This is a genomic window from Pantoea sp. OVA07A (genome assembly GCF_019969975.1).
Taxonomy (GTDB): Bacteria; Pseudomonadota; Gammaproteobacteria; order Enterobacterales; family Enterobacteriaceae; genus Pantoea; species Pantoea agglomerans.
This window is the reverse complement of record NZ_JAHXYM010000010.1, coordinates 33,635-58,809: the sequence shown is the minus strand read 5'-3', so window position 1 is coordinate 58,809 and position 25,175 is coordinate 33,635. Positions and strand designations below refer to the sequence as shown.

24 protein-coding genes are annotated in these 25,175 nt (G+C 55.1%); 9 read left to right on the top strand and 15 right to left on the bottom strand.

The window, feature by feature from the left end; genetic code table 11:
• Positions 1-736 precede the first annotated feature (736 nt).
• Positions 737-2,119: an ATP-dependent RNA helicase DbpA gene (gene dbpA / locus LC417_RS21770; RefSeq protein WP_010255222.1), complete on the top strand. Its 1,383-nt coding sequence runs from the start codon at positions 737-739 to the stop codon at positions 2,117-2,119.
• A 35-nt stretch (positions 2,120-2,154) separates the two neighbouring features.
• On the opposite strand, the gene LC417_RS21765 is transcribed toward dbpA, so the two are convergent.
• A complete protein-coding gene (locus tag LC417_RS21765) occupies positions 2,155-2,547 on the bottom strand; it encodes a YgiW/YdeI family stress tolerance OB fold protein (protein WP_031590363.1) in 393 nt (130 codons plus the stop codon).
• A gap of 167 nt (positions 2,548-2,714) precedes the next feature.
• Between LC417_RS21765 and LC417_RS21760 the strand changes: the two genes are divergently transcribed.
• From LC417_RS21760 to LC417_RS21750, 3 genes are all read left to right on the top strand, one after another.
• Positions 2,715-3,677 (top strand): chemotaxis protein, encoded by a 963-nt coding sequence (locus LC417_RS21760; RefSeq protein ID WP_010255217.1) that lies wholly within the window; start codon positions 2,715-2,717, stop codon positions 3,675-3,677.
• 80 nt (positions 3,678-3,757) lie between these two features.
• The gene (locus LC417_RS21755) at positions 3,758-3,907 is read left to right on the top strand and encodes a hypothetical protein (protein ID WP_022625169.1); all 150 of its coding nucleotides are present in this window, start codon (positions 3,758-3,760) and stop codon (positions 3,905-3,907) included.
• Between the two features lie 299 nt (positions 3,908-4,206).
• Positions 4,207-5,784: a methyl-accepting chemotaxis protein gene (locus tag LC417_RS21750; RefSeq protein ID WP_010255214.1), complete on the top strand. Its 1,578-nt coding sequence runs from the start codon at positions 4,207-4,209 to the stop codon at positions 5,782-5,784.
• A gap of 267 nt (positions 5,785-6,051) precedes the next feature.
• Here LC417_RS21750 and LC417_RS21745 read toward each other — a convergent pair whose 3' ends face one another.
• The 10 genes from LC417_RS21745 to proB all read right to left on the bottom strand — a co-directional run bounded on the left by LC417_RS21745 (position 6,052) and on the right by proB (position 14,245).
• A complete protein-coding gene (locus LC417_RS21745) occupies positions 6,052-6,222 on the bottom strand; it encodes a cold-shock protein (protein WP_085978710.1) in 171 nt (56 codons plus the stop codon).
• Between the two features lie 3 nt (positions 6,223-6,225).
• Complete coding sequence (gene cspA / locus LC417_RS21740) at positions 6,226-6,438, bottom strand: RNA chaperone/antiterminator CspA (RefSeq protein ID WP_003854408.1); 213 nt, start codon at positions 6,436-6,438, stop codon at positions 6,226-6,228.
• A gap of 381 nt (positions 6,439-6,819) precedes the next feature.
• Positions 6,820-8,574 carry a glycosyl hydrolase family 28-related protein gene (locus LC417_RS21735; RefSeq protein ID WP_033779695.1) on the bottom strand — a complete coding sequence of 585 codons (1,755 nt, stop codon included), beginning with the start codon at positions 8,572-8,574 and terminating at the stop codon, positions 6,820-6,822.
• 203 nt (positions 8,575-8,777) lie between these two features.
• The gene (locus tag LC417_RS21730; protein ID WP_033766602.1) at positions 8,778-9,071 is read right to left on the bottom strand and encodes a hypothetical protein; all 294 of its coding nucleotides are present in this window, start codon (positions 9,069-9,071) and stop codon (positions 8,778-8,780) included.
• On the bottom strand, positions 9,068-9,415 hold the full coding sequence (locus LC417_RS21725) for a hypothetical protein (protein WP_010255205.1): 348 nt from the start codon (positions 9,413-9,415) through the stop codon (positions 9,068-9,070). The genes LC417_RS21730 and LC417_RS21725 overlap by 4 nt, the downstream gene beginning before the upstream one ends.
• A complete protein-coding gene (locus LC417_RS21720) occupies positions 9,412-9,879 on the bottom strand; it encodes a glycoside hydrolase family protein (protein WP_010255203.1) in 468 nt (155 codons plus the stop codon). Before LC417_RS21720 ends, LC417_RS21725 begins: the two co-directional genes overlap by 4 nt.
• A 204-nt stretch (positions 9,880-10,083) precedes the next feature.
• Entirely contained in the window at positions 10,084-10,362 is a 279-nt protein-coding gene (locus LC417_RS22555; RefSeq protein WP_071785064.1) for a hypothetical protein, read from the bottom strand.
• Between the two features lie 423 nt (positions 10,363-10,785).
• Positions 10,786-11,517 carry a S24 family peptidase gene (locus tag LC417_RS21715; protein ID WP_010255201.1) on the bottom strand — a complete coding sequence of 244 codons (732 nt, stop codon included), beginning with the start codon at positions 11,515-11,517 and terminating at the stop codon, positions 10,786-10,788.
• A 360-nt stretch (positions 11,518-11,877) separates the two neighbouring features.
• Positions 11,878-13,131, bottom strand: a complete 1,254-nt coding sequence (gene proA, locus LC417_RS21710) for a glutamate-5-semialdehyde dehydrogenase (RefSeq protein WP_223566347.1) — start codon at positions 13,129-13,131, stop codon at positions 11,878-11,880.
• A gap of 10 nt (positions 13,132-13,141) precedes the next feature.
• The gene (gene proB, locus LC417_RS21705; RefSeq protein WP_010255198.1) at positions 13,142-14,245 is read right to left on the bottom strand and encodes a glutamate 5-kinase; all 1,104 of its coding nucleotides are present in this window, start codon (positions 14,243-14,245) and stop codon (positions 13,142-13,144) included.
• 238 nt (positions 14,246-14,483) lie between these two features.
• Between proB and ompC the strand changes: the two genes are divergently transcribed.
• Positions 14,484-15,596 carry a porin OmpC gene (ompC, locus tag LC417_RS21700; RefSeq protein ID WP_010255197.1) on the top strand — a complete coding sequence of 371 codons (1,113 nt, stop codon included), beginning with the start codon at positions 14,484-14,486 and terminating at the stop codon, positions 15,594-15,596.
• Positions 15,597-15,928: 332 nt separating this feature from the next.
• On the opposite strand, the gene crl is transcribed toward ompC, so the two are convergent.
• The 3 genes from crl to gpt all read right to left on the bottom strand — a co-directional run bounded on the left by crl (position 15,929) and on the right by gpt (position 18,285).
• Positions 15,929-16,330: a sigma factor-binding protein Crl gene (crl, locus tag LC417_RS21695; protein ID WP_003851176.1), complete on the bottom strand. Its 402-nt coding sequence runs from the start codon at positions 16,328-16,330 to the stop codon at positions 15,929-15,931.
• 132 nt (positions 16,331-16,462) lie between these two features.
• On the bottom strand, positions 16,463-17,710 hold the full coding sequence (frsA, locus tag LC417_RS21690) for an esterase FrsA (RefSeq protein WP_033779697.1): 1,248 nt from the start codon (positions 17,708-17,710) through the stop codon (positions 16,463-16,465).
• A 116-nt stretch (positions 17,711-17,826) separates the two neighbouring features.
• A complete protein-coding gene (gene gpt, locus LC417_RS21685; protein WP_009091894.1) occupies positions 17,827-18,285 on the bottom strand; it encodes a xanthine phosphoribosyltransferase in 459 nt (152 codons plus the stop codon).
• Between the two features lie 254 nt (positions 18,286-18,539).
• Here gpt and pepD point away from each other — a divergent pair, with 254 nt between their 5' ends.
• From pepD to LC417_RS21665, 4 genes are all read left to right on the top strand, one after another.
• Positions 18,540-19,997 (top strand): beta-Ala-His dipeptidase, encoded by a 1,458-nt coding sequence (pepD, locus tag LC417_RS21680; protein ID WP_010671162.1) that lies wholly within the window; start codon positions 18,540-18,542, stop codon positions 19,995-19,997.
• 260 nt (positions 19,998-20,257) lie between these two features.
• Positions 20,258-21,763, top strand: a complete 1,506-nt coding sequence (locus LC417_RS21675; RefSeq protein WP_031292786.1) for a sugar ABC transporter ATP-binding protein — start codon at positions 20,258-20,260, stop codon at positions 21,761-21,763.
• A complete protein-coding gene (locus tag LC417_RS21670; protein ID WP_010671160.1) occupies positions 21,760-22,761 on the top strand; it encodes an ABC transporter permease in 1,002 nt (333 codons plus the stop codon). Before LC417_RS21675 ends, LC417_RS21670 begins: the two co-directional genes overlap by 4 nt.
• Before the next feature lie 25 nt (positions 22,762-22,786).
• Positions 22,787-23,854 (top strand): sugar ABC transporter substrate-binding protein, encoded by a 1,068-nt coding sequence (locus tag LC417_RS21665; protein WP_223566346.1) that lies wholly within the window; start codon positions 22,787-22,789, stop codon positions 23,852-23,854.
• 36 nt (positions 23,855-23,890) lie between these two features.
• Here the strand turns inward: LC417_RS21665 and dinB are convergent, their stop codons facing one another.
• Positions 23,891-24,946, bottom strand: a complete 1,056-nt coding sequence (gene dinB / locus LC417_RS21660) for a DNA polymerase IV (RefSeq protein ID WP_010255185.1) — start codon at positions 24,944-24,946, stop codon at positions 23,891-23,893.
• Positions 24,947-25,175 lie beyond the last annotated feature (229 nt).

The window sequence follows — 25,175 nt, the reverse complement described above, 5'->3', positions numbered from 1 at the left end:
AAAGCGCCGGGAGCCAGTACCTGCCCCACAACGCAAACCTACTCCCCCAAAAACAACAGAGCCTCCACAAGGGAGGCTCTGCATTTACCTGAGCGGAGTGCGGGTTACGCGCTTTTGGCCCATTTATCATTCGACATTAGTTCCATTGCCAGCGCGTATAAGCGACGATCTTCCTGATCACAGGGCTCATCTTCCGCATAACACGCAATCATCGAAGCGATCTTATCAGCCGATAAGCTCTCTCCATGAACATGCAGTGTCAGTACGGCGCGGCCTACTATTTTAAGCACATTTTCATGTGGTCCCTGGATGCGATTACTCAATGCAAATACCCTCTACCGGTCGTTGTACCAGGAATATGGCGCGCTAAATATAAAGCAATTAGCTCAGGATTTTTATCGGCACCAGTGGTGATATTTTTTAATGATTAATTCTATTACTGGAGTAGTAGTTAAGGATTTATCTGATTAACAATGAAATAAATATTTAAAAACGGCTACTTATCAAATAATCGCTGGCCTCAAAAGATCCTCATCCTGGAACAATCACATTGAGTAGGGGTTAATCTATAAAAATAAACCACCTTTTTCCCGTAAACTTCAGTCTATTCCTAAGCCCTCTGACAGATATAGTTTCATACTGCTAACCATCGAGGTTCCCGTTGCTGTCAGGCGTGCTTTCTGCCAGACTTGCCCCGCAATAATGCCCTACACTTTCAGCCTCAGAGGCCGCGCCCGTGACCGCTTTTTCTACCCTCAATTCGCTTCCCGACAGCCAGCTCGAAAACCTGCGCGAGATGGGCTACACCAGCATGACGCCCGTGCAGGCCGCTACGCTGCCCGCCATTCTGCAGGGACGCGACGTGCGCGCGCAGGCGAAAACCGGCAGCGGTAAAACGGCTGCCTTTGGTATTGGTTTACTGCACCATATCGACAGCGCCCGCTTTCAGACCCAGGCACTGATTCTCTGTCCGACCCGTGAACTGGCGGATCAGGTAGGCAATGTGCTGCGCCAGCTGGCGCGCTTCACCCGCAACATCAAAGTTCTCACTCTGTGTGGCGGACAGCCGATGAGCGCACAGCGTGATTCGCTGGTGCATCCACCCCATATCGTGGTCGGCACGCCGGGTCGTATCCTCGACCACATCAACCGCGAAAACCTCAAGCTGGACCAGCTCAGCACGCTGGTACTGGATGAAGCCGATCGGATGCTGGAGATGGGTTTCCTGAATGATATGGAAACGATCATTGAAGCGACGCCCGCCTCGCGCCAGACGCTGCTCTTTTCCGCCACCTGGCCAGACGGCATTACGGCTATCAGCACCCGCTTTCAGCGTGATGCGCTGAGCGTGGTGACAGAAGATGTCAGCGAACTGCCTTCAATCGATCAGCAGTTTTTCGAAGCCAGCCACAATGAAAAACTGGGTCTGCTGATAGCTCTGCTCAGCGATCGCCAGCCCTCATCCTGTGTGGTCTTCTGCAACACCAAACGTGAATGTGATGATGTCGCCGCGGCGCTTAACGCGCGTGATATCAGCGCCCTGCCCTTGCATGGCGATCTGGAGCAGCGCGATCGCGAACGCGTGTTGATCCGCTTCGCTAACGGCAGTGGTCGCGTGCTGGTCGCCACCGACGTCGCTGCACGCGGACTCGACATCAAATCGCTGGCGATGGTGGTTAACTATCAGCTCGCCTGGGATCCTGAAATCCACCTGCACCGCATTGGTCGTACGGCGCGTGCGGGCGAACATGGCGTTGCGGTCAGCCTGGTTGCTGCCGATGAGATGGCTCGCGCGCATGCGCTGGAAGATTTCCTGCAGCAGAAGCTGCCGTGGGTCTCTGCCAGCACGCTGAAAAAGGGCAGCAGCAAGCCGCTGCCTGCAGCTATGATGACTTTGTGCATTGATGGTGGCCGTAAAGCCAAGATACGTCCGGGAGATATTCTGGGCGCGCTGACGGGTGAAGCGGGTTATCGTGCCGAGCAGATCGGCAAAATTGTCCTGACGCCGACCCATGCCTACGTGGCGATTGAGGCGAATCAGGCTAAAAATGCGCTGGTTAAACTCAAGCAGGGCAAAATCAAAGGCAAAACCTGCCGGGCGATTCTGCTGAAGGACTAAATAAAACGGGCGAGAAGATTATCTCGCCCGGTTTGTTACGGCTCTTCGATTTGGGTCACATGCAGCGTGGTTTTATCCCCTTTGCCCTGTACCTTGCCACTGACGCGTACTTTGTCTTCTGCGGTGTAGGTTTTACCACCAAAGGTCTTCTTCGGCGCGATAATCGGTAAGGTACCGGTGTTGTCACGGAACTGATACCGTTCGCCCTGCTCTTTCTTCACGATGTAACCTTCCAGCGTCACATATCCGCCCTGACGGAAATCGCGGATCTGATCAATATGCGTCTGACCGGTATCTTCTGAACCTTTATAGCCGGCATCCTGCTTGTGTTGCGGTGGTGGCGTATCGCCCGCTTTGTATCCGCCCTCTTCGGCCGAAACACCCGCACTCATCATCACCAGCAACGACGCCAGAATCACTTTTTTCATTTCACACTCCTTTATTGGAAAGGTGTCCATGTTGAACCTTCAGGGTTAATCCTGGCACATTAATTGGCGTCCGTTTTATTTCACCCTTCTCTTCTCACCTTTTTCCGTTTGCTGCCGATAACCTGTTCACACCCTATTTCACCAGCTGCGTTAATGCAGAGGCAACCATGGATAATTTTCAGAAAGAGATCGATGAGAGAGCGAACCTCGCGTTATCGAACAAGTTTGAGCTGCTGCTGTTTCGCTTAGGTTCCGATCAGCTGAAAGGCAAGTCTGAACTGTTTGGCATTAACGTCTTCAAGCTGCGTGAAATTGTGCCGATGCCAACTATCACCAAAGCTGCAGGTATGCGTTCGCCGCTGCTGGGTATGGCAAGTATTCGCGGCCAGTTCATTCCGGTCATCGACCTGCCTGCCGTGGCGGGTTGTGTGCCGGAAACCGGTCTTAACCTGCTGCTGGTCACCGAGTATGCCCGTAACACCCAGGCGTTTGCCGTGGAGTCAGTTGAGAACATTGTGCGTCTCGACTGGAGCCAGGTGCATACCGCCGAAGCCGGTATCGGCGGCCGCAACATTACCAGCATCGCCTGCCTGGACAGTGACAAGCAGAGCAACGAGCTGGCGATGGTGCTGGACGTTGAGCAAATCCTGTATGACATCATCCCATCGGTGCGCGGCGTCGAACCGGAAGCGGCCAGACCGCGTGCCTTCAACTACCGCCCAGGTGCAGTGGCGATTGTGGCAGAAGATTCCAAAGTCGCACGTCAGCTGCTGGAGCAGGGTCTGAAGAGTATGGGCATTCCGGCGCTGATGTTTAACACCGGTCTCGATGCCTGGGAAAAAATTAAATTGATGAGCCAGGAAGCGCAGGCTGCCGGCGAATCGATTCACGACAAAATCGCCCTGGTGCTGACCGATCTGGAAATGCCAGAGATGGATGGTTTTACGCTGACCCGCAACATCAAGCGTGACCCGATCCTCAAGGCTCTGCCGGTCGTCATTCACTCCTCACTCTCTGGCAGCGCCAACGAAGATCACGTGCGCAAAGTGGGTGCCGACGGCTATGTGGCGAAGTTCGAGTTGAATGAGCTGTCAGACGTGATTTTCAACGTACTGGACACTGCCCGCTAAGCGAATGCGGGCCGCTAAGAATGCCCGGCACGCTTTTACTTTTTAGCCAGCGGAATGGCTGACCTGATCAGGAACCGACTATGCACATTGAAACCTTACCCGTTACGCCTGCACCTGCTACGCCTTCCCGTCAAAAGGTGCTGCGTGGCCGTTTACGCCAGCTGGCCTGGATTAGCGCCGTCACGTTAAGCGTCGCGTTCTGGACAGGCCTCTACTTCTTAGTTTTCTGAATCCATTCATCCTTGTCTGGATCGGGCTGTCAGCATCACTGCTGACAGCCCTTTTTTTTGTCTGAATTTCCTCTGGTTATTACTTAACCCTTTCTGATGATTTTTACTGACTATTTATTCACCCGGCGTTATTACTTAAAAATTATTAAAGGTACAACTTCGTGCTCCGATAACAGTATGCGCGAGATCACCTTTTTGCCTGCGGCTGTGACCACAGACATCAGCAAGGCACTGCGCACAACAGCAGGAAACCTGAGTGTTGCTAACAAATTGATTAATAATAAAACGGGGAAGAGAACATGTTCAGTATCAAGAATATGAAGGTGGGAATGCGGCTCGCAGCAGCCTTCGGTATTATTGTGACGTTACTGATAGTGATTGGCGTGACATCCATAACCAGGATTAACAGCATTAATACGGCGATCGCCTCGATCGTTGACGATCGTTATGTGAAAGTACGACTGGCATTTGATGTGCGCGATGGCGTCAACGATCAGATCAAATACCTGCGCGGCATGGTGATCGACACGACACGTCCGGAAATGAATGTGAAGCGTTATGGTCAGCTGGATGAAGCCACGCAACGCACCAACAGCGCAATGAAAAGGATCGAAGATATTCAGGTCACGCCCGTCGGCAAGAAAAAGATCGCCGGTCTGCTGGCCTCTTCCCAGGCTTTTGAGAAGGTTAAAGCAGAGCTGATCACCCTGGTGAAAGCGGGCGATTTTGAGGCTGCCAGCACCTATGTCCTGAAATCGATGACCGCCACCCAGAACAAATTCCTTCAGGATGCCGTGGATTTTGCCAACTCTCAGGACGCACAGTTGCGCAGTGAAGGTCAGGGTATTGTGGAAAATGGTCAGTCGGCTATCTCCATTACGCTGATTTTCTCCGCGCTGGCGATTCTGGCGTCTATTCTGCTGGGCTACTTCCTGACCCGTTCTATTGTGCGTCCGCTGGTTGCAGCGGTTGACGTTGCTGAACGCGTTGCCGCAGGCGATCTGAGTTCACAGATGCAGGTGACCTCACGCGATGAAACCGGCGTCCTGATGCAGGCGCTGCAACGAATGAACGATAATCTGCTGTCGATTGTGACCGAAGTGCGTACCGGCTCCGACACTATTGCGGTGGCCTCTAATCAGATCTCCAGCGGGAACCTTGATCTTTCGACCCGAACCGAACAGCAGGCCAGTTCGCTGGAAGAGACCGCCTCTGCCATGGAGCAGATGACGTCGACCGTGAAACACAATGCCGACAACGCGCGTGAAGCCAATCACCTGGTTTCAACCACTTCCAGCGTGGCGCGTGAAGGTGGCGTGGTAATGGAGCAGGTCATTGAGAAGATGGAAGCGATCGCCCTCTCCTCACGAAAAATTGTCGATATCATCAGCGTTATCGACTCCATCGCCTTCCAGACCAATATTCTCTCCCTGAACGCCGCGGTTGAAGCGGCACGCGCGGGTGAACAGGGTCGTGGCTTTGCGGTGGTGGCGAGTGAGGTGCGTAATCTGGCGCAGCGCTCAGCCTCAGCGGCCAAAGAGATTAAGGTACTGATTGAAGATTCCGTCGCTAAAGTCGATGAAGGTAGCAAGCTGGTGACACACGCCGGTTCAACTATCGGCGAAGTGGTGAACAGCGTGCAGAGCGTGGCAAACATCATGAGCGAAATCACCATTGCCAGCAGCGAGCAGAGCAGCGGCATCAATGAAATCAATCAGGCGATTACCCAGATGGAAGCGGTGACGCAGCAGAACGCCGCGCTGGTACAGGAAGCGTCAGCCGCCTCACAAGCGCTGCAGGATCAGGCAGAGCGTATGGCGCAGGCGATGAGCGTATTTAATACCGGCAAGCTCTCACTGCAACCCGTACTGCGTTAATCTCTCTCAACGGCCTGCTTCGGCGGGCCAGTTTAAGAATAGTGACGATAAGAGCGGATAGGTTACAGGCAACAGAGCGGTTAGCGGTTAGCGGTTAGCGTTATACAAGGGAATTGCAAATACACAGGGAAAGTGAAAGTAAACAGGCAGGTTACAAGGATAAAGCGTGAGGTTTGAGAAGGAGGAAACGCAGAAACAAAAAAGGCTGCCAGAGGCAGCCTTTTATTACTGTAAATGCAACAACGCTATAAAGCTCACTAGCCTTAATCAGAGAGCGCGAAGCTGGCTCTGAATTGCAATCCTTGCCAGGTTCACCTGAACCACGACAGATTTGCAGAAAATGCATTTCGCTCCATGCGGGTTGGCTCTTGTAACATCAAAATGTGATGTACGAAACTGTGAGCCACTACAGTGAGGACATTTAAAAGTAATTTTCAGTCCTTAGAGACCAACAACGTTCGCAGCAGCTGGGCCTTTGGCGCCATTTTCTACTGTGAATTCAACTTGCTGACCTTCATCTAATGAACGGAAATCGGTGCCCTGGATTGCAGAGAAATGTACGAATACATCTTTGCTGCCGTCTGCAGGAGAAATGAAACCGAAGCCTTTCTCTGCGTTAAACCATTTAACGGTACCGCGAATTTTGTTAGACATGCTTAAATCCTTAATATATCGAGCCTTCCGGCATACATAATGGCCTGAGAACAGATTTTAATCAGAACGTAAGAGAAGACTCAAAAAGAAGGGATGTCTCGCGACAAACTTAGAGATGAGAACTGCTTTGGTTACTTACTTTGATAGTGTCTGTTAATCAAACCGACGATTCATTAGGCCACACTTCTTAAAGTGACGCAAGCCGTAATTCAAATTAATCGCAATCAGCCCGCTGACGAGGATGAAGGCGAAAGGCTGTGTCAGGGAGACTGTCTGGCTTCACAATGCAACTGTGACTTTCCCGGCGACGTAAAAAGAAGCGGAGATAATGTCAGATCAAAAAAGGGCGAGGCCGGAGCCTCGCCCAAAACATGCCGATCATCAATCGTAGTAAGGAACCTTACGGTCAACGCCGTTGATATTGATCAGCACAAAACCGGTCGGAGCGGTCTTATTAGTCGGCGTACCCGCAGCAGTAGCCAGCGTAACCACCCCTTTTTCGTTGGCCCCGATGCCCGCCAGCCCGTTGTGCATGCCAAAACGTGCAGCGGGTTTCAGGTTGCTGATTTTGGTGATGTCCGTAACCACCGACATATCAGCCTGGAACAGCGAGCAGGAACCGGTATCGAAGCGGGTCGGACCGGTCGTCTTCAGGTTGAACATGGTCTCGCCGCTGTTCGCTCTCAGCTTGACCCAGATTACGGCATAGGTGGTCCCTACCCGGCCATAACGAATGTCCAGCACGGAAGGCTGCCCCATATGGTAAGCATCGGCCCAGACCGTCTCCAGTCGCTGGAGGTTGATCAGGGTTTTACCTGTAGCCGGCATATTTACCGGTGAACCGGCAGTGCCGGAGGGCGTGGTCGCATCCGCTTTCCCGATCAGCTCCATTACCCATTGCTGGTTAGGCGCCGGGAAATAGAGCTGCCCCAGCCGATACCAGTTGTCGGTATCGGTGTTGTTCACCACTTTATAGCCGCTGTAGTAGCCGGCACGCAGCGAACCGGTCATGAACGTGCCGTAGTTCTCATCCCGACGATAGCCATATTCGAAGGTCGATAACCACTTACTTCCGGCCAGATCATTGGTGATTTTCGCCCCCGCCTGCAGGTTGATATGACGCATCACCACGCGGGCATTATTGAGATTGAGCGGCGTGCCGCAATCTTCAATGTTGAGCGTTTCGATGTTCCAGCCGCCATCCGACAGATCTCCTGGGTTAGTCGTGTGCTCAATCCAGACGTTACGCATGAGCCCCTGTGTGACGCGTGGCATATAGAGCGTCGCGTCGCCATAGCCCGACTGGAAGTTGGCATTACACAGCTCAATGGCGGTTGAGTGGTCCCAGTTCCCCTTCGGTGTGTTTGACCAGCCGACATCAAATACCCGTGAAAAGGTATTGGAGCTGTAAATCTGATCGAACTTACTGTCGAGCGTATCCTGCAGCTTAAAGACGGTTCCCCCGGTACTTTGCGCCTTGAAGCAGAAGATATTGACGATCTGGCCTCCGACAATGGTATTTTCAAAGAACGGCTGCGTGTTACTGCACTGTTCAGGCGTGACGGTGACTTTGGCCGCGGTGTCGACAGTCCCGGCGTTAGCCTGTCCATGCCAGCAGATGCCTTTAATGACGATTCGACGCGCATTAACCTTAAACACGGTATTCGCGCTTTTATCAGAAACAATGGTGGTGCGCGGTGCCGAGCCGAGCTCGATATCATCGCCTGCCAGACCAAAAAACGACAACTCCGTATCGCTGATATCGATGGGTGAAATCAGGAAGCGGCCCCCCGGAAAACGCACCGGAATGGCTTTCGCGTAGGCGTTGTAAGACTGTGTCCATGCCAGCATCCGCTTAAAGGCTTCAGTGTCATCGGTCACGCCATCCCCTTTCGCGCCAAAGTGCAGAATGTTTACTTCGGCGGGATCGTTGATGGTGCGCTTCCAGTAGAAACCGTTACCCACCGCCACCGTACCGCCATCATCTTTCAGCGGAGTGGTGCTGAGGAAACCAACAAAGTCTGCGCCACCACGGAAGCTGGAATCCTTATCGTAATAGCGTTTAAGGCTCGCGACTTCACCTGATTTTGGTGGAACAGTGGTACGCAGTTCAGCAAAAGAGTTAACTTCGATCATAGAATCCTCCTCAGGATCATAGAGATATCGCGCTGAAATCAGCGCACTACTTAGCCGCAGCCGGATGGCCGCAAAGGGAGTCCCACATGTCGTTGTGGGTGTTGATGGCGCGCACCGTACGAACGTCCATTTTTTGCGCGTCATCGCCGTAGGTATAAAGAGGGGAAAAAAGTACGCAGGCAGAGTCGGTGATCGCCACCGGCTCAGGGTTTGTGGTATTTCGACTGCTGCAGCTTGTCGCGAGCAGCAGCGTCATCAAGGCTATGGTTGTCAGTCGCCACACGGTTAGCCTCCTCGCGGTTATGTTGTTGCTGTTGCGCCACCGCGGTGACGCGGGACGCCTCCTGTTGCGCGTTATCGACGTCAGAACGCGCTTTTTGCTGCACTTTGCCGATTTTCTTGCCGCCGAAATAACTGGCGGCCAGTGCCGCAATGACGCCAGCCAGCGCGGCGAGCCAGTGCCAGCTGCCGCCCAGTAAGGTGGTAATCAGAGTCATGGCTTCGCTCCTTCAGACTGCTCCTTCGCATTGAGCAGGTTTTTCTGACGAACAAATTGTGCAATCACCCCCATCGCCACCATGAAGGCGCCCACCAGCCCGAGGTAGTTGTGCGGCAGAATCGCTTTAACGTCTTCGGGCAGTGCACTCCAGGCATCAACGGCGGCCGAAGGAAACGACTGCGCCCAGGCGCTGAGCATGGAACCCAGCGACGCAAGCCAGACAGACCAGGTTTTGAAAAGCAGACGGGCATGAGAGACAAACTGCAGGGTGGTAAAGCGCTGCAGCAGCAGCAGAATGATGATTGCCGTCAGCACGGCTGTGAGAAACATGAGCCATCTCATAGCAACCCCCTGTAAACCGCATAGGTTCCGCTGCGCATCATCTCCGCGTGACGTCTGGCGCGGCCCGGCGTCTGACGGGCCCAGAGGCTGTTCATCATCGCGTCAGCCGCATCATTAAACTGTTCAGCCACGATCGCGCTGAGCATGTTTTTGAACTGCAGGACGCCCTCGACGCCCAGCTGATAAGCCATGCTCAGCAGCACGTCGGTGCGGGCGTCGTTGCACTTCGCCAGCGCATTACGCAGCAGCTCCCTGCCCTGCATCTCCTGAATTTTGTTTTCAAGAATGCACTGCTTCCAGACATCACCGACGCGCCGTGGCACGCGGAAAGCGTAATTACTCAGAGACGCCCCCTTGGGTCCAATGCGAATGCCGCCGGCCACAGTGGGAAAGCCCAGCGTGTCGAGATAGGGCGTGTCGACATACCCCTCTTCAAAATTCAGTACTGCGATTATCTGGCTCATAACGACTCCTCAATGACGAGTTAAAGCAACTCAGCCTTGTGAAAAGAAATACATAACGCTCGCTGATCATTACTCAGCACGGCGCAGCAGAAGGCCTTACTGACCCTGCAGCAAAACTGAACAGTAATTCAGCAAATTGCGCCCAGTGAGAACTGGAGAAAGCGAAGAGTTAGCCGGAACGGAAAAATGCGTTTTCTGCGCGTTTCAGCTCACGGCGTAGAGATGAACGTGCGGAAGACAGCAATTGTCGAAACTGGGTGTTTCCTGACTGGTGACGCGGGGTGCAGTAATTGCGCGGTCAACGCGCGGGGCGACCTGACGCTGGCAGATTTGCTCTGCACGTCTCAGGGTGGGTGTTTCAGTTGGGAAGTTCAGGGCCTCGTCGATGCTCTGTGTCAGGCTGCTGAGAGGTTGGCGCCGCCGGTGGCGACGAGTACGTGCGTTGCCTATAAAAACGCTTTTGCCATAGTGAATTATCGCCATAACTCCTCCTGTGAATGAGTCTTTGGCGATGGGGTGGCAGGCGCGAGCTTTCGGCGAACCGAACGGGCCCGAATGTCGCGTATCACGGTCGCACGCTTACCGCCCGGCTGCATTAGCAGTCAGGTGGAAAGTAAGCGAGGGGAAATAAACGGCATCTGACGACGCTGCATTTTGCGCATCCACCCCATCCCAAAGTTCACTAACTTTGGGGTGGTATGATTCGCGCTTGTGCAGCGCCTCAATTGTTTAAGAGCGGCTCGTCCCTGAAAGAACTGCTTCGTTCATCCATATCCAAATTATTAACAGGTTCTTATGCTTTATCAAACACTGTTGGTTAATTTTTTATTTACCGCTGGTTAAATTTATGAATTTATGCCGATTATTTTTTTTTCAGCCTTCCTGAAAAAACCGGCAGAAGTGGCCTTAACCGAGGATTTGATAATGTCGCGCCTGGCTCATGATCACTTTGGCCAGTACCTTCAGGCTGGTGACGTCATCATGATTGAGATACCAGGTTTCATAACGCTTATTATCTGATATTACAGCGATTTTCTTATGCTGCAGCTGCAGGCGCTTGAGATAGAGCTGCTCATCGAGGGTGAAAATATAGATGCCGTCGCCGTCGAACATCCGCACGCTGATATCCACAAACAGCTGATCGCGCGGCGCAAAGGTGTCAGCCATGGAGTCACTGTTGATAGCGATTAACCGGATGTTTTCCGCCGGGCGCCCGTTGAACAGCACCCGCGCCTCATCCAGACCATATTCGATCGCCTGGATAGTCTCGACAAACTCATCACGCGCGGGCAGGCCTGCAGCACTTCGCTGACCAATGTCGAGGCTATCAATCCGAAACACATTCTTCTGACCGGTGAGCGCACTTAGCGTCACCGGTTCAGCAGGTTGTTCCATACCGTATTGCAGCCACTCAACCCTGACGCCCAGCAGCTGGCTGAGAGCCAGTAAATTGCCGCCATCCGGCACTGACTGCGCGTTAAACCACTTCCACACTCCCGGCGTTGAAATCTTACAGCCTTGCTGCTGCAGAGCCCTGGCAACCTGTTTGTTTCGTCCATGTCCGGCAATGCCGGCACTCTCACAGGCCGCTATCAGCCTGGCGGTGAAAGCTTGTCTTGTACTTTCTTTTTTAACCATTAGTTAATAATCAGCCATAGAAGAGATACTGGATGTTATTTTCATTATTGCTACCAGTTCATTTTATATTACCGCTCGTTTACTACCTAACCGCTTTATCAAGCATTCCTGATAATCATTATCCGCTTCAGCCCGCGGCTGGACAAAAAATATTGCCTCAGGCCGCGTACAGCCCCGGCTTTCAGGAATGTTCCGTAAAAAATTGCGTGAATATCAGCCAGAATAATGGCCAGTAGTGACGAGACCGGAACGGAAATTAAGCTGATGCGCAGAAAACTCTATCTTTCACTGGACCGGAAAATGGAGCTAAAAAAAACGGGAGTCTCTGAAAGACTCCCGCTTTGTTAAAAATTATGGCAGTTATGGCCGGAGCGTATCGTCGCCCCATGCTATCCATTTATAGGTCGTCAGCGCCTCTAATCCCATCGGGCCACGAGCATGCAGTTTCTGGGTACTGACCGCCACTTCGGCACCCAGGCCAAACTGTCCGCCATCGGTGAAGCGGGTGCTTGCGTTGACATAGACCGCTGAGGAGTCGACCTGACGGACAAAACGCGCGGCGTTACGGGTATTACGGGTCAGGATGGCATCCGAGTGCTGCGTGCCATGCGTACGAATATGATCGATCGCCTCATCCATATCCGCCACTAATTTGACGTTAAGATCCAGCGACAGCCACTCATCATTGTACTGCTGCGGATTCACCTGCGTGACCGATGCCGGGCCTTGCTGCAGCTGCGCCAGCACGTTGCTGTCAGCATGCAGCGCAATCGCTTCCTGTGCCATACGCGCGCTGAAGGCGGGCAGGAAACGATCGGCAATCGCCTGATCCACCAGCAGCGTCTCCAGTGAGTTACAGGCGCTGGGACGCTGTTTCTTGGCGTTGACGATCAGATCAAGTGCAGGTTCGATCTCCATCGTCTCATCAATATAGATATGACAAACGCCGATGCCGCCGGTGATCACCGGAATAGTGGAGTTTTCCCGGCACAGCTTATGCAGCCCGGCTCCGCCACGCGGGATCAGCATATCGACGTAGCGATCCAGCTTCAGTAGCTGATTCACCAGCTCGCGATCCGGATTTTCGATCGCCTGAACGATCGCCGCAGGCAGACCGTGCTGTTTCAGCGCGTTCTGGATCACCCGGACGGTGGCCGCATTGGTGCGCCAGGTCTCTTTACCACCGCGCAGAATGGCGGCGTTACCGGTTTTCAGGCACAGAGTGGCGACGTCCACCGTGACGTTGGGACGCGCCTCGTAGATCACAGCCACCACGCCCAGCGGCACGCGACGACGCTCAATGCGCAGCCCGCTGTCGAGCTGACCGCCGTCAATTAACTGCCCCACCGGATCGGCCAGCTGACAGACCTGGCGCACATCGCTGGCGATGCTGCCGAGGCGTTGCGGATTGAGTGTCAGCCGGTCCAGCAGCGCGGCGCTCATGCCGTTCTGACGCGCATCGGCTAAATCCAGCTCATTGGCCGCCAGAATGTGTGCGCTTTCCGCCTCCAGACGGTCGGCAATGGTCATCAGAACCTGATTTTTCTCTGCCGTCGACAGATCGGCCACGGTGTAAGCTGCGGCGCGCGCCGCTTTTCCCATCTCTTCTAGCATTGTCCGCTCCTTAACTGACGATCATGTCGTCGCGGTGAACCGCCACCGGGCCATATTCATAGCCCAGGATTTCGCTGATCTGCTGGCTGTGATGACCGGCAATCATCCGCATCGCGTCGCTGTTGTAGCGTGAAACACCATGCGCGATATCCCTGCCCTGCAAACTGCGGATACGGATCACTTCCCCACGTGAGAAATTCCCCTGGATAGCACGGATCCCTTTCGGTAGCAGCGAACTGCCGCGTTCAATAATTGCTGCCAGCGCACCATCATCGACGGTGAGTTCACCTGCCGGAGGCGCACCGAAAATCCAGCGTTTACGATTTTCCAGCGGCGATTGCTGCGCATGAAAGCGCGTACCGACCGGCTTGCCGTCAATAACATCGCTGATTACGCCGCTGCGACTGCCTGAGGCGATGATCACATCGATACCGGCGCGGCAGGCGACATCCGCCGCCTGAAGCTTGGTCGACATGCCGCCAGTGCCGAGACCCGATACGCTGTCGCCCGCCAGGGCACGCAACGCATCATCGATCACATGGACATCACTGATCAGCTCAGCCTCAGGATTGTTACGCGGATCGGCGGTGAACAGTCCCTGCTGGTCGGTCAGCAGCAGCAGCTTGTCGGCACCGCCGAGCATCGCCGCCAGCGCTGAGAGATTGTCGTTGTCACCCACTTTGATTTCAGCGGTGGCGACGGCATCGTTCTCATTGATCACCGGCACTATGTGGTTATCCAGCAGCGCGCGCAGCGTGTCGCGGGCATTAAGGAAGCGCTCGCGATCTTCCATGTCGGCACGGGTCAGCAACATCTGACCAATATGGATACCGTAGATTGAGAACAGCTGTTCCCACAGCTGAATCAGGCGGCTCTGCCCCACAGCAGCCAGCAGCTGCTTTGAGGCGATGGTGGGTGGCAGTTCGGGGTAACCCAGATGTTCGCGTCCGGCGGCCATCGCGCCAGAGGTCACAATCACAATGCGGTGGCCCGCCGCGTGCTGCTGCGCACACTGACGAACCAGTTCCACCATGTGCGCCCGATTCAGCCGGCGGGAGCCGCCGGTGAGAACGCTGGTACCCAACTTGACCACTAAGGTCTGACTGCCACTCATATTTCCTGCCGTAGTGAAAAATTTTTACGAAAGGACGTTTTAACAGGAGTCGATAAGGAAGCCAACAGCCAGCAGGGGAAAAGCACGAATTTACGCGGACAAGGACGTAGACCAAAAGTTCAGGGTTAACAAGAAATCATGAAAAGTGTCATAAAAACTTCATCGCCGACGGGTAAAAAGTCCGTGCTTTACAAAAACTTTCATTTTTTTACGGCGTTCACATTGGGATTGATAGCAAATGAAGAAAAGCACACTGGCCATGATCCTCTCCACGCTGACGCTGGCATCCGCCGCGCAGGCTGCCGAAATCTATAACAAAGATGGCAACAAACTGGACTTATACGGCAAAGTTAAAGCTGAGCACTACATCAGCGATAATGCCAGCCAGGATGGAGACAAGTCCTATACCCGTATCGGTTTTAAGGGTCAGACACAGATTAACGACCTGATGACCGGTTATGGTCAGTGGGAATATCAGTACAACGTCAATAACTCCGAAGGCAGCGACGCCAACAATGGCAACAAAACCCGCCTTGGGTTTGCTGGTCTGAAATTCTCGCAGTATGGTTCGGTCGATTACGGTCGTAACTACGGTGTGCTGTATGACGTTGAGGCCTGGACCGACGTGTTCCCGGAATTCGGCGGTGACGGTACAGCCCGTTCCGATAACTTTATGACTCAGCGCGCTACCGGTGTGGCGACTTACCGTAACAACAACTTCTTTGGTCTGGTCGATGGGCTGAAGTTTGCGTTGCAGTATCAGGGTAAAAACGACGCCACCAGCGCCAACACCCGCACCGACATTAACCGTCAGAATGGCGACGGCTACGGTGCCTCACTGGGCTATGCCCTGGGTGATTCCGGTGTGAGCCTGATGAGTGCCATCACCTCTTCTGACCGTACCAACCAGCAGCAGGCACGTGCCTATGGCGGCGGTGACCGTGCGGATTCCTGGGGCGCAGGCGTGAAGTATGATGCCAACAGCGTCTACCTGGCGGCGATCTATACCGATACCCGCAACATGACACCAATCAGCGGCACCAACCGTAACACCGGTGCTACCGTCGCGGGCGCAGCCAACAAAGCGCAGAACATCGAACTGGTGGCGCAGTATCAGTTTGATTTCGGCCTGCGTCCTTCTATTGGCTATGTACAGACCAAAGGCAAAGATATCGAAAACGGTATCGGCGATGCGGATCTGGTGAAATATATCGACGTGGGCGCGACCTACTACTTCAACAAAAATATGTCCGCCTTCGTTGATTACAAAATCAACCAGCTGGATGATGACAACGCGCTGTCGATTAACAACGATGACGTGGTCGCGATGGGTGTGACTTACCAGTTCTGATTTCAGGCTAATGCCGGACAGCATAAGCTACAGAATGTATGAGCATGAAAAAGGGCGCGTTTTTCAACGCGCCCTTTGCTTGTTAACAACATCTGGCCCGCTCTGCTATGAGATCGAGCTGCGCAGGGAACACGGTCAGATCGGAAAGACGCAAAATCCGTCATCCCTGACACGCTCGGCCCGCGCCGTCCCTGGCGCGGGACGCTTTCCTCTTCTGCCCGTGTTCCCTGCGCGTTGAGCTTATTCGTTGCTGCCAGATTCACCCTACTTGAGATTTGTCAGCAGTTTGTGGGCAAGCGTTTTAACTCACCCTTTAATCTCTAAACACCCAATCAGGCGCTCAGCTTCACCGGTTTCTCATCGAAATCGCTGGCCGGAATCAGATCCAGCTCGAACTCTTTCAGCATCGCTTTCAGACGGGTATGGAAATTCCGTAAGGTCTCTTCCACGCGCGCCGTATTCTCTTTGCCTTTGATGGTTGCCACCGACCAGTCACCCTCTTTATCGAACAGACCGATATGGTAGACATAGGTAAAGTGGTCAGCCTGCGCTTCCAGCTCCATCCACCAGCCCCAGAACTCACGCAGTTCCGGTGCCGGTTTCACATTAACGCAGGCAGCCAGGCAGTCGAAAAAGAACCGGGTTTCGCCACATTTCCCATCGCGAATATAAGGCCCAAGCTCCGTAAAGCGCTTAAGCAGGCGACTGCGGGGATGACCACTTGGTAACGTCATGCTGAATCTCCATAGATTTTGACCGCTATACAGCCTTGATTTTCCGGACGGCCAGGGGATGTCATGTTTCGCTTAACGGCAGCCCGGAAGAATTCCGCTACTAGTTGTAGCAAATACTGTAAATTTTGCCAGTTACCTTTTTAAACGCTTCTCCAGCCAGTCGCAAATTTCATTCAGCGCCTTGTCGAAACTGGCCATCATCGGCTTCACCGGAATCAGCAACGCTTTGCCATCTGACGAAGAGTTAGCGATCAGCTTGCTCTCCTCTTCCGGGCTGAAAAGATCGTTTTGCCAGTAGCCCGACAGCATGGGTGTCGGCGTCCGGCGGCCCAGCAATCCCTGAGTTTTCAGCGAATATCGATTGAGTTCGGTACGCAGCGCACTGTCAGAAGCGGTTGCCATGCCCAGCCGGCTCGCCAGCATATCCATATACATATCCGGGATCTCATCCTGCAACGCTGTCTGCGTCAGCAGCGCATGCACAATCGGGCCAAGACAGGCGACCCCACGCAGCCGCTGCGATTCCAGATAGGCCAGTCGTACGGCCACGTTAGCGCCAAAGCGATAACCAAACGCCGCCACGCGGGTATGGTCGATCCAGGGCACGTTTTTCAGATCGCGCAGCACCTGCTGATGCAGAAAGCTGGTGTCCTGATTCAGCGTCCATTTCACCGAGTTGCCTACCGACGGCACATCAATGGTCAGCATGGCGATGCCGCGCGGGGCAAGGTAATCATGGAACAGGCGATAGTGATCGCTCTGTAATGAGTCGAGCGCGCCACAGAACAGCACGGTGGGATAAGGCGCTTCAACGTCAGGCGGCATGTGCAGAAAGCCGTTAACCGGGCTGCCACCCTGAATGGCGAACGTCAGCGGTTTCAGCTCGCCCGGCAGGCGTTGAGTCGCCTCTTCATAGGCGCGGTTCGCCAGCGTCTGCGCCTGGTCGGCCAGCTCATCCCCTTTTATATAGGGATAGGCCGCAACGCTATAGAGATGCGCCGCGTGTAGCCAGTAGTCGCCCGCCTCGCTGTCGTCGGTGGCCTCCAGCGCTTTCTGCTGCCAGATACCCGCCTGTTTACACCATTCGAAATGCCAGTTGCCGCCGCGAAAACCGATTACAGTGTCGAGCAGCGTCTCATCAGTATGTTCAACATTGCTGATGGCAATCCGAGCCAGCACTTCGCTGATCTCCTGCGGCGTCAGGCCACGCCATGTCCACATCAGCTTATTCAGCATACGATACCAGCCACGCTGGCTGTCACCATCCAGGGCTGAGTGGACATCCGAAGTAGCATGATGGTGGCGGCGAACCAGGGTTGAGGTTTCAGGATGTTTAAAGCGCGGTTTGAACAACTCCTCGCTGAGATTTTTGCTCGACATACTCACTTCTCCTGCAACAGAAACGGCGATGGCTAAGTGTACTGTACGGCAATTCGGGGTGCGAGGCACAGAAAGCACAACGCCCGGAAAACCGGGCGTTGTCTGATGCATATCAATCAGCTTTTAACAATCGGCGGGATGTAGACCACGCCCATATCCCACGGCTGCTCGATCCAGGTATCCTGCGGAATATCGACAATATAATCATCAACCAGTGAGCGACCGGCCGGTTTAGCGAAAATGGTGCAGAAACGCGCTTTCGGATACATCTCGCGAATCGCCTGGGCAGTGCCGCCGGTATCCACCAGGTCATCGATCACGATAAAGCCTTCACCGTCGCCTTCTGCGCGCTTCAGAACTTTCATTTCGCGCTGATGATCGTGGTCATAGCTGGAGATGCAGACGGTATCGACGTAGCGGATACCCAGTTCACGTGCCAGCAGCGAAGCCGGTACCAGACCGCCGCGGCTCACCGCGATAATGCCTTTCCACTGTTCAACAGGAAGCAGGCGCTGGGCCAGTTTACGGGCATGAATCTGAAGCATGTCCCAGGTAACGACGTATTTTTCGCTCATAGAATAGAAATCCCAGCCAACCGAGGTGGCGTAAAAATGTGCAACGGGGAAAAGGTTGCGCGAGATTATAAGGAGTTGACGCACTAAAAACCAGCACCCGCGCACTGGTTGCGGCTTTTTAGCGCGTCTGAGAGCGCACCCGGTAGAAAACAGTGATATTCTCGGGCCTGGCTCGTCAGATTCTCTGACGGCGATTTTTCACTGGAAACTCGCGATGTCCGGCCTCGCCGGTACACTGACACAGGAGACCTGTCGTGTCTGAATTGTCTCAACTCTCTCCACAGCCGCTGTGGGATATTTTCGCTAAGATCTGCTCTATTCCCCATCCCTCTTTTCACGAAGAAGCGCTGGCGAGTTACATCGTCGGCTGGGCCAAAGAGCAAGGCTTCTGGTGTGAGCGCGATCAGGTCGGCAACATCCTGATTCGTAAGCCCGCCACCGCAGGCATGGAAAACCGTACCCCGGTTGCGCTACAGGCGCATCTGGATATGGTGCCGCAGAAAAATAACGACACCGTTCATGACTTCACCAAAGATCCGATTCAGCCCTGGGTTGACGGTGAGTGGGTGAAAGCGCGCGGCACCACGCTGGGCGCGGACAACGGCATCGGTATGGCTTCTGCGCTGGCAGTACTGGCTGACAACAGCCTGACGCATGGCCCGCTGGAAGTGCTGCTGACCATGACTGAAGAGACCGGTATGGATGGCGCATTCGGTCTGCAACCCAACTGGCTGCAGGCAGAAATCCTGATCAACACCGACTCCGAAGAAGAAGGTGAGATCTACATGGGCTGCGCGGGCGGTATCGACTTTGTCACCACCCTGCCGCTGACCCGTGAAGCGGTGCCTGCTGAATTCCAGACCCTGAAGCTGACGCTGAAAGGATTGCGTGGCGGTCACTCCGGTGCCGATATTCATATGGGCCTCGGCAACGCCAACAAACTGCTGGCGCGCTTCCTGGCGGCACACGCTGCTGAACTGGATCTGCGTCTGCTGGCCTTCAGCGGCGGTACGCTGCGCAACGCGATCCCGCGTGAAGCCTTCGCTACCGTGGCGGTCGAGAGCCACAAAGCGGATGCGCTGAAATCAGCGGCGGCGCACTTCCTGAGCGCCATCAAAAATGAGCACGGCATCAAAGAGCCGAACATCGCACTGGTCACAGAGCCGCTGGCGCATCAGGGTGATGCTCTGAACGCTGACAGCCGCGATCGCTTCCTGAACCTGCTCAACAGCATGCCAAACGGTGTGATCCGCAACTCCGACGTGGCGAAAGGCGTAGTAGAAACCTCACTGAATATCGGTGTGGTGACCATGGAAGCCGATCATGCAGAAATCAACTGCCTGATCCGTTCGCTGATCGACACCGGCCGCGATTATGTGGTGCAGATGCTGACCTCATTGGGCCAGCTGGCCGGTGCACAGACCAAAGCGAAAGGCGGCTACCCAGGCTGGCAGCCTGATGCGGACTCCGCCATTATGGCGCTGACCCGTCAGACCTATATCGCGCTGTTTGATAAGACCCCGAACATTCAGGTGATCCACGCCGGTCTGGAGTGTGGTCTGTTCAAAAAACCGTATCCGGAGATGGATATGGTATCGATTGGGCCGACCATCACCGGGCCGCACTCGCCGGATGAGCAGGTTCACATCGAAAGCGTTGGCCTTTACTGGAAACTGCTGACCACCCTGCTGAATGTGGTGCCAGAAAAGTAATTCTGTCACAAAAAAAGTAAACCAGGCTCCGGCCTGGTTTTTTTATGCCTGTGACTTTCCCCCAGCATAATTCGCTGCCTTTTCCGTCCTTTACCCCGTTATTCCGCCGCTTTCCCGCGCTTCGCTGGTCACAGCCGCCATTATGTCCAGATGTCTGGATGGCTAATAAGATTTCGTGCTAGCTTATGCGCTTTCGGCTGTTGCCGCGCCTGAAGGTTCAGGAAAAAATGCGGCCAGTGATTCTTCAGGAGAGTAATGACATGCCAGGGTTAAACTGCCTTGAGATGCGTAACATCTCCATCGCTTTTGGCGGGTTTGCCGCGCTATCGTCGGTGGATTTCCGCAGTGACGGCCATTCAGTACATGCTCTGACCGGCGCTAACGGCGCGGGCAAGTCAACACTGATGGCGATCCTTTCCGGTGCGCACAGCCACTACAGCGGCGAGATCCTGCTTGATGGTGAGCCGGTCTCCATCCGTACGCCGCGTGATGCGAAACGGCTGGGTATCCATCTGGTTCAGCAGGAAGTGGACGTGGCGCTGGTGCCGCAGCTCAGCGTCGCGGAAAACATTCTGCTGGATCGGCTGGCAGAGCCTGGCCACCGCTATCGCTGGGGCGAGGTTCGGCGTCAGGCGCGGGCGCTGCTGGCTCAGCTCGACGTGGCGCTGGACGTCAACCGGCTGGTGGAGCGCTGCACCCTGGCTGAAAAGCAGCAAATTCTGCTGGCGCGCGCGCTGTCGCACCACTGCCGCTTTCTGATTCTGGATGAACCCACTGCCCCGCTGGATCAGCATGAAAGTGAGCGGCTGTTTGCTGTGGTGCGTCGCCTGCAGGCCAGCGGCATCGGCGTGGTGTTTATCTCTCACCGCATTCATGAACTGAAAGCAATCTGTGACCAGCTGACGGTGCTGCGTGATGGCCGGTTGATCGAAACCGGCCCGATGGCGGCACTGAGCGGTGAGCAGATCGTGGAGAAGATGCTGGGGCATCAGCTCACCGATATCTTCCCGGCCCGTCGTGCGCAGCAGACTCAGCCGCTGCTGCTGGCGATTGACGGTCTTCATGATGAGCAACTGCTGCAGGATATCTCGCTACGATTGCACAAAGGGGAAATTCTGGGCATTGCAGGCCTGGCCGGTGCCGGTAAAACCGAACTCTGTAAGGCGCTGTTTGGTGCCAGCAAAAGCCGCGTCAGTCGCGGTGAACTGCATGGCCAGCCGTGGCAGCCCCGTTCGCCGCATGACTCCGTCAGTCGCCGCATGGCGCTGGTGCCGGAGGAGCGGCGTAAAGAGGGGATCTTTATTGATGAGTCGGTGGCAATGAACCTCAGCGTCAGTGCAGACGACAGCTTTTCGCGCTGGAGCCTGTTTGGTCATCGCCAGGCGTGGCGCTGGGCGGAGCAGGTTATCCAGCAGTTGCAGGTGCGCACCACCGGTCCGGCACAGACGCTGCGCCGTCTCTCCGGCGGCAATCAGCAGAAAGTGGCGATAGGCAAATGGCTGCGCAACAACGCCGACGTGCTGATTTTCGATGAGCCGACGAAAGGCGTCGATATCAAAGCCAAAACCGAACTCTTCACCCTGATCGATAACCTGGCGCGCGAGGGGAAAGGCATCATTTACGCGTCGGGAGAGTTTTCTGAACTGGTCGGTTTATGCGACCGGATTTGCGTGCTCTGGGATGGACGCATTGTGGCCGAACTGGCTGCACGCGACGTCACCGAAGAGACGCTTTTGCTCTATTCCACCGGAGGAACCCCTGCGTGAGCAGCAAAGAAACCAGCCTGAATCTGACAGCCTCGCCATGGCGTCACCAGTTGTTCGACTTTCTCTATAAATGGGGCATGTTGCTCACGGTGGTGATCCTGATCGCCGCCTTTGGTCTCGCCTCCGACAGCTTCCTTGAACCCAACAATATCATCAATATTCTGCGCTCAATTGCCATTGTCACGGTGATTGCGATCGGCGTCTCGATCTCGCTGACCGTTGGCGGCTTTGATCTGTCGGTCGGATCGACCGCCTCGCTGGCCAATGCACTGGTGATTTCACTGTTTGTCTGGTACGGCTTCGGCACTACCACCGCCATTCTGCTCACCCTGGCGCTCTGCACCCTGGTCGGGCTGTTTAACGCCTTTCTGATTGTGATCCTGCGCATCCCCGACATGCTGGCAACGCTGGCGACACTGTTTGTGATTCAGGGGGTGGCGATGACCTACAGCTTTGGCGGATCGATCACCGAGAACATGGTGCTGCCGAGCGGTGATATGGCGGAAGGCACCATTCCGGCGGCGTTTGGCCTGCTCGGCCAGGTGCCCACCATCGTCATCATCATGCTGGTCGTCACCGTCGCCGCGCAACTGGCGCTCTCCCTGACTAAACATGGTCGCCGGATGTATGCGCTGGGCGGCAATCCGGAAGCGGCGCGCCTCTCCGGCATCCGCACCACCCGCTATCGGGTGCTGGCTTATGTGATCGCCTCACTGCTGGCCGGTCTGGGCGGCATTCTGCTCGCCTCGCGTATCGGCTCCTCGCAGGTGAACGCCGGTAGCGGCTACCTGATGGACGCCGTCGCGGCGGCGTGGATTGGCTTCTCACTGGCGGGTTCCGGCAAGCCGAATGCACTGGGCACGCTGGTCGGTGCGGTGATCCTCGGCGTGCTGCAGAACGGTCTGGTGATGCTCTCTGTTCCCTACTACGCCATGGACATTATTAAAGGGCTGGTGCTGGCTTTAGCACTGGCGATCACCTATATCCAGCGCCGCTGAGGCGCGTTTACCGGAGTTGATAACAATGCAAAAAATAACACTCTCGCTGCTGGCCCTGAGCCTGCTGAACGCCAGCGCCGCCTTCGCGGATACCGTCACGCCGGTGCCTGCGGCTATCGCCAGTCATGATGGCCCGATCCGTATTGCGGTGATCCGCAATCTCGGCTCCGATGACAACACCACCCAGTTTGTTGCCGGTGCCATTCAGCAGGGTCGCCAGCTTGGCTTCAAGGTCAGCACCTTTCTCAGCAATGGCGACGATGCGCGCTTCCAGGATTTCGTGAATCAGGCGATCAGCCAGAAATATGACGGCATCGTGCTGTCGCACGGTAAAGCGCCCTACGCCAGCGGACTGGTGAAGCGCATTGCCGATGCAGGCATTAAGCTGTCGGTGTTTGATACGCCGGTGGATAGCCCGATCCCGGGCGTCACCGTCACCGCGCAGGATGACGCTTCACTGGCGCAGTTGTCGCTGGGCCAGCTCATCCATGATTTCAACGGCAAGGCGAACATCGTCAAGCTATGGGTTGCCGGTTTCCCGCCGATGGAACGCCGTCAGGTGGTGTATGAAAAACTGCTGAAAGAGAATCCGGGCATTCATCAGCTTGAGTCGATTGGTGCGGTTTCAACTGACGTTCAGGGCGACACCGCCAATAAAATTGGCGCGATTCTGGCGAAATACCCGAAAGGCAAAATCGACGCCATCTGGGGTGCCTGGGACGCCTTCAGCCAGGGCGCTTACAAAGCGCTGCAGGAGAATGGCCGTACCGAGATCAAGCTCTACAGCATTGATGTCTCGAACCAGGATTTGCAGCTGATTCGCGAGAAAAACAGCCCGTGGGTGCAGACGGTAGCGGTGGATCCTAAAACTATTGGCGCGGTGAATATGCGTCTGGTGGCGAAGAAAATTGCCGGTGAAGAGACGCCAGCGACTTATCAGTTTAAAGCGGCATCAATCTCTCAGCAACAGCTTAACAGCCAGCCTGGCGCGGTGAACGTCGCGTCACTGAACAAGATCATTCCGGGCTGGGGCAGCAATGAGGATTTCGTCGCACCGTGGTTTGCGACCCTGGCGGCGAAATATAAGAAGTAATCGGATGTCAGCCTTGCCGGTCGGTGAGGCTGACGGTTACAGACCCAGCAGCAGCTGACGCTCCAGCTGGGGATCCACCATCGTCACATGTAATCCCACCAGCCGCACGCCGCGCCCGGCACGACGCTCATCCCAGGTTTTACGGGCGATGGCAATCATGTCCTCTTTGTTCAGCACCGGCCAGATATGCTCCTGGGTCGTCTGCTGAAAATCACTGAACTTCAGTTTGACGCCCTGTCGCGCCACCTGCTTGTCAGGTCGGATCTGCGTCAGCCGGCGTTCCAGTTCGGCGTAGAGAAAATCGATAATTTCCAGGCAGGCATCCCAGTCGCTGATATCTTCCGCCAGCGTCCGTTCAACCCCCAGCGATTTACGCTCGCGCTCAACGATCACGCTGCGGTCATCAATGCCATTGCTGCGCTCCCACAGCACCCGGCCAAACTTGCCAAAGCGCTTTAACAGCAGCGCTAAGTCCGCCTTCTGCACGTCGCCACAGGTCACCAGCCCCATCTCTTCCAGCTTTTTGGCCGAGACCTTGCCGACGCCAGGGATCTTCGCCAGCGGCAGGGTCAGCAGAAAACCGGACATCTCCGGCGGGGTAATCACGAACTGGCCGTCCGGCTTATTGAGGTCAGAGGCGATCTTCGCCAGAAATTTAATCGGGGCGATGCCCGCTGAGGCGGTAAGCCCGGTTTCACGGTAGATGGTGGCACGGATCGCCTGCGCCATCAGCGTGGCAGAGCCGTGACAGTGGGGGCTGTCGGTGACATCCAGGTAAGCTTCATCGAGGGAGAGCGGTTCAATCAGCGGCGTATAGCGGGTAAAGATGTCGCGGATCTGCGCGGAGGCTTCTTTATAGGCGTCAAAGCGTCCTGGCAGCAGACGCAGATGCGGGCATAACTTGAGGGCCATGCCGGTTGGCATCGCGCTGCGCACGCCAAATTTGCGCGCCGGATAGTTGGCGGTGCTGATCACGCCGCGACGCTCGCGGCTGCCACCAATGGCGATCGGGATGTCGCGCAGCTGGGGATTATCACGCATCTCCACCGCGGCATAGAAGCAGTCCATATCGACATGAATGATTTTACGCATACCCCCTCCGGCACTGGATAAGTATACAGTTGGCAGGGGTAACTGCAATATTTGTCGCGCTGACGATTAAAGTTTACAAATTTCTGGCCGAATATCCTTCAGTAAATCGCGAATTTGGCTGACGCCGTCTTGCTAAAAAAACAGACAATGTTTAATGTTGCGCTGCGGTAGCGGACAGTTCCGATAATGCAAACAGAGACGCACATTTTGCGTCATGTTCTCTTCACCT

Bases quoted from the DNA above. Each gene is read 5' to 3' on its own strand.
- LC417_RS21765 (WP_031590363.1), bottom strand. From the start codon at position 2,547: ATGAAAAAAGTGATTCTGGCGTCGTTGCTGGTGATGATGAGTGCGGGT.
- LC417_RS21760 (WP_010255217.1), top strand. From the start codon at position 2,715: ATGGATAATTTTCAGAAAGAGATCGATGAGAGAGCGAACCTCGCGTTA.
- LC417_RS21755 (WP_022625169.1), top strand. From the start codon at position 3,758: ATGCACATTGAAACCTTACCCGTTACGCCTGCACCTGCTACGCCTTCC.
- LC417_RS21750 (WP_010255214.1), top strand. From the start codon at position 4,207: ATGTTCAGTATCAAGAATATGAAGGTGGGAATGCGGCTCGCAGCAGCC.
- cspA (WP_003854408.1), bottom strand. From the start codon at position 6,438: ATGTCTAACAAAATTCGCGGTACCGTTAAATGGTTTAACGCAGAGAAA.
- LC417_RS21735 (WP_033779695.1), bottom strand. From the start codon at position 8,574: ATGATCGAAGTTAACTCTTTTGCTGAACTGCGTACCACTGTTCCACCA.
- LC417_RS21730 (WP_033766602.1), bottom strand. From the start codon at position 9,071: ATGACTCTGATTACCACCTTACTGGGCGGCAGCTGGCACTGGCTCGCC.
- LC417_RS21725 (WP_010255205.1), bottom strand. From the start codon at position 9,415: ATGAGATGGCTCATGTTTCTCACAGCCGTGCTGACGGCAATCATCATT.
- LC417_RS21720 (WP_010255203.1), bottom strand. From the start codon at position 9,879: ATGAGCCAGATAATCGCAGTACTGAATTTTGAAGAGGGGTATGTCGAC.
- LC417_RS22555 (WP_071785064.1), bottom strand. From the start codon at position 10,362: ATGGCGATAATTCACTATGGCAAAAGCGTTTTTATAGGCAACGCACGT.
- LC417_RS21715 (WP_010255201.1), bottom strand. From the start codon at position 11,517: ATGGTTAAAAAAGAAAGTACAAGACAAGCTTTCACCGCCAGGCTGATA.
- proA (WP_223566347.1), bottom strand. From the start codon at position 13,131: ATGCTAGAAGAGATGGGAAAAGCGGCGCGCGCCGCAGCTTACACCGTG.
- proB (WP_010255198.1), bottom strand. From the start codon at position 14,245: ATGAGTGGCAGTCAGACCTTAGTGGTCAAGTTGGGTACCAGCGTTCTC.
- ompC (WP_010255197.1), top strand. From the start codon at position 14,484: ATGAAGAAAAGCACACTGGCCATGATCCTCTCCACGCTGACGCTGGCA.
- crl (WP_003851176.1), bottom strand. From the start codon at position 16,330: ATGACGTTACCAAGTGGTCATCCCCGCAGTCGCCTGCTTAAGCGCTTT.
- frsA (WP_033779697.1), bottom strand. From the start codon at position 17,710: ATGTCGAGCAAAAATCTCAGCGAGGAGTTGTTCAAACCGCGCTTTAAA.
- gpt (WP_009091894.1), bottom strand. From the start codon at position 18,285: ATGAGCGAAAAATACGTCGTTACCTGGGACATGCTTCAGATTCATGCC.
- LC417_RS21675 (WP_031292786.1), top strand. From the start codon at position 20,258: ATGCCAGGGTTAAACTGCCTTGAGATGCGTAACATCTCCATCGCTTTT.
- LC417_RS21665 (WP_223566346.1), top strand. From the start codon at position 22,787: ATGCAAAAAATAACACTCTCGCTGCTGGCCCTGAGCCTGCTGAACGCC.
- dinB (WP_010255185.1), bottom strand. From the start codon at position 24,946: ATGCGTAAAATCATTCATGTCGATATGGACTGCTTCTATGCCGCGGTG.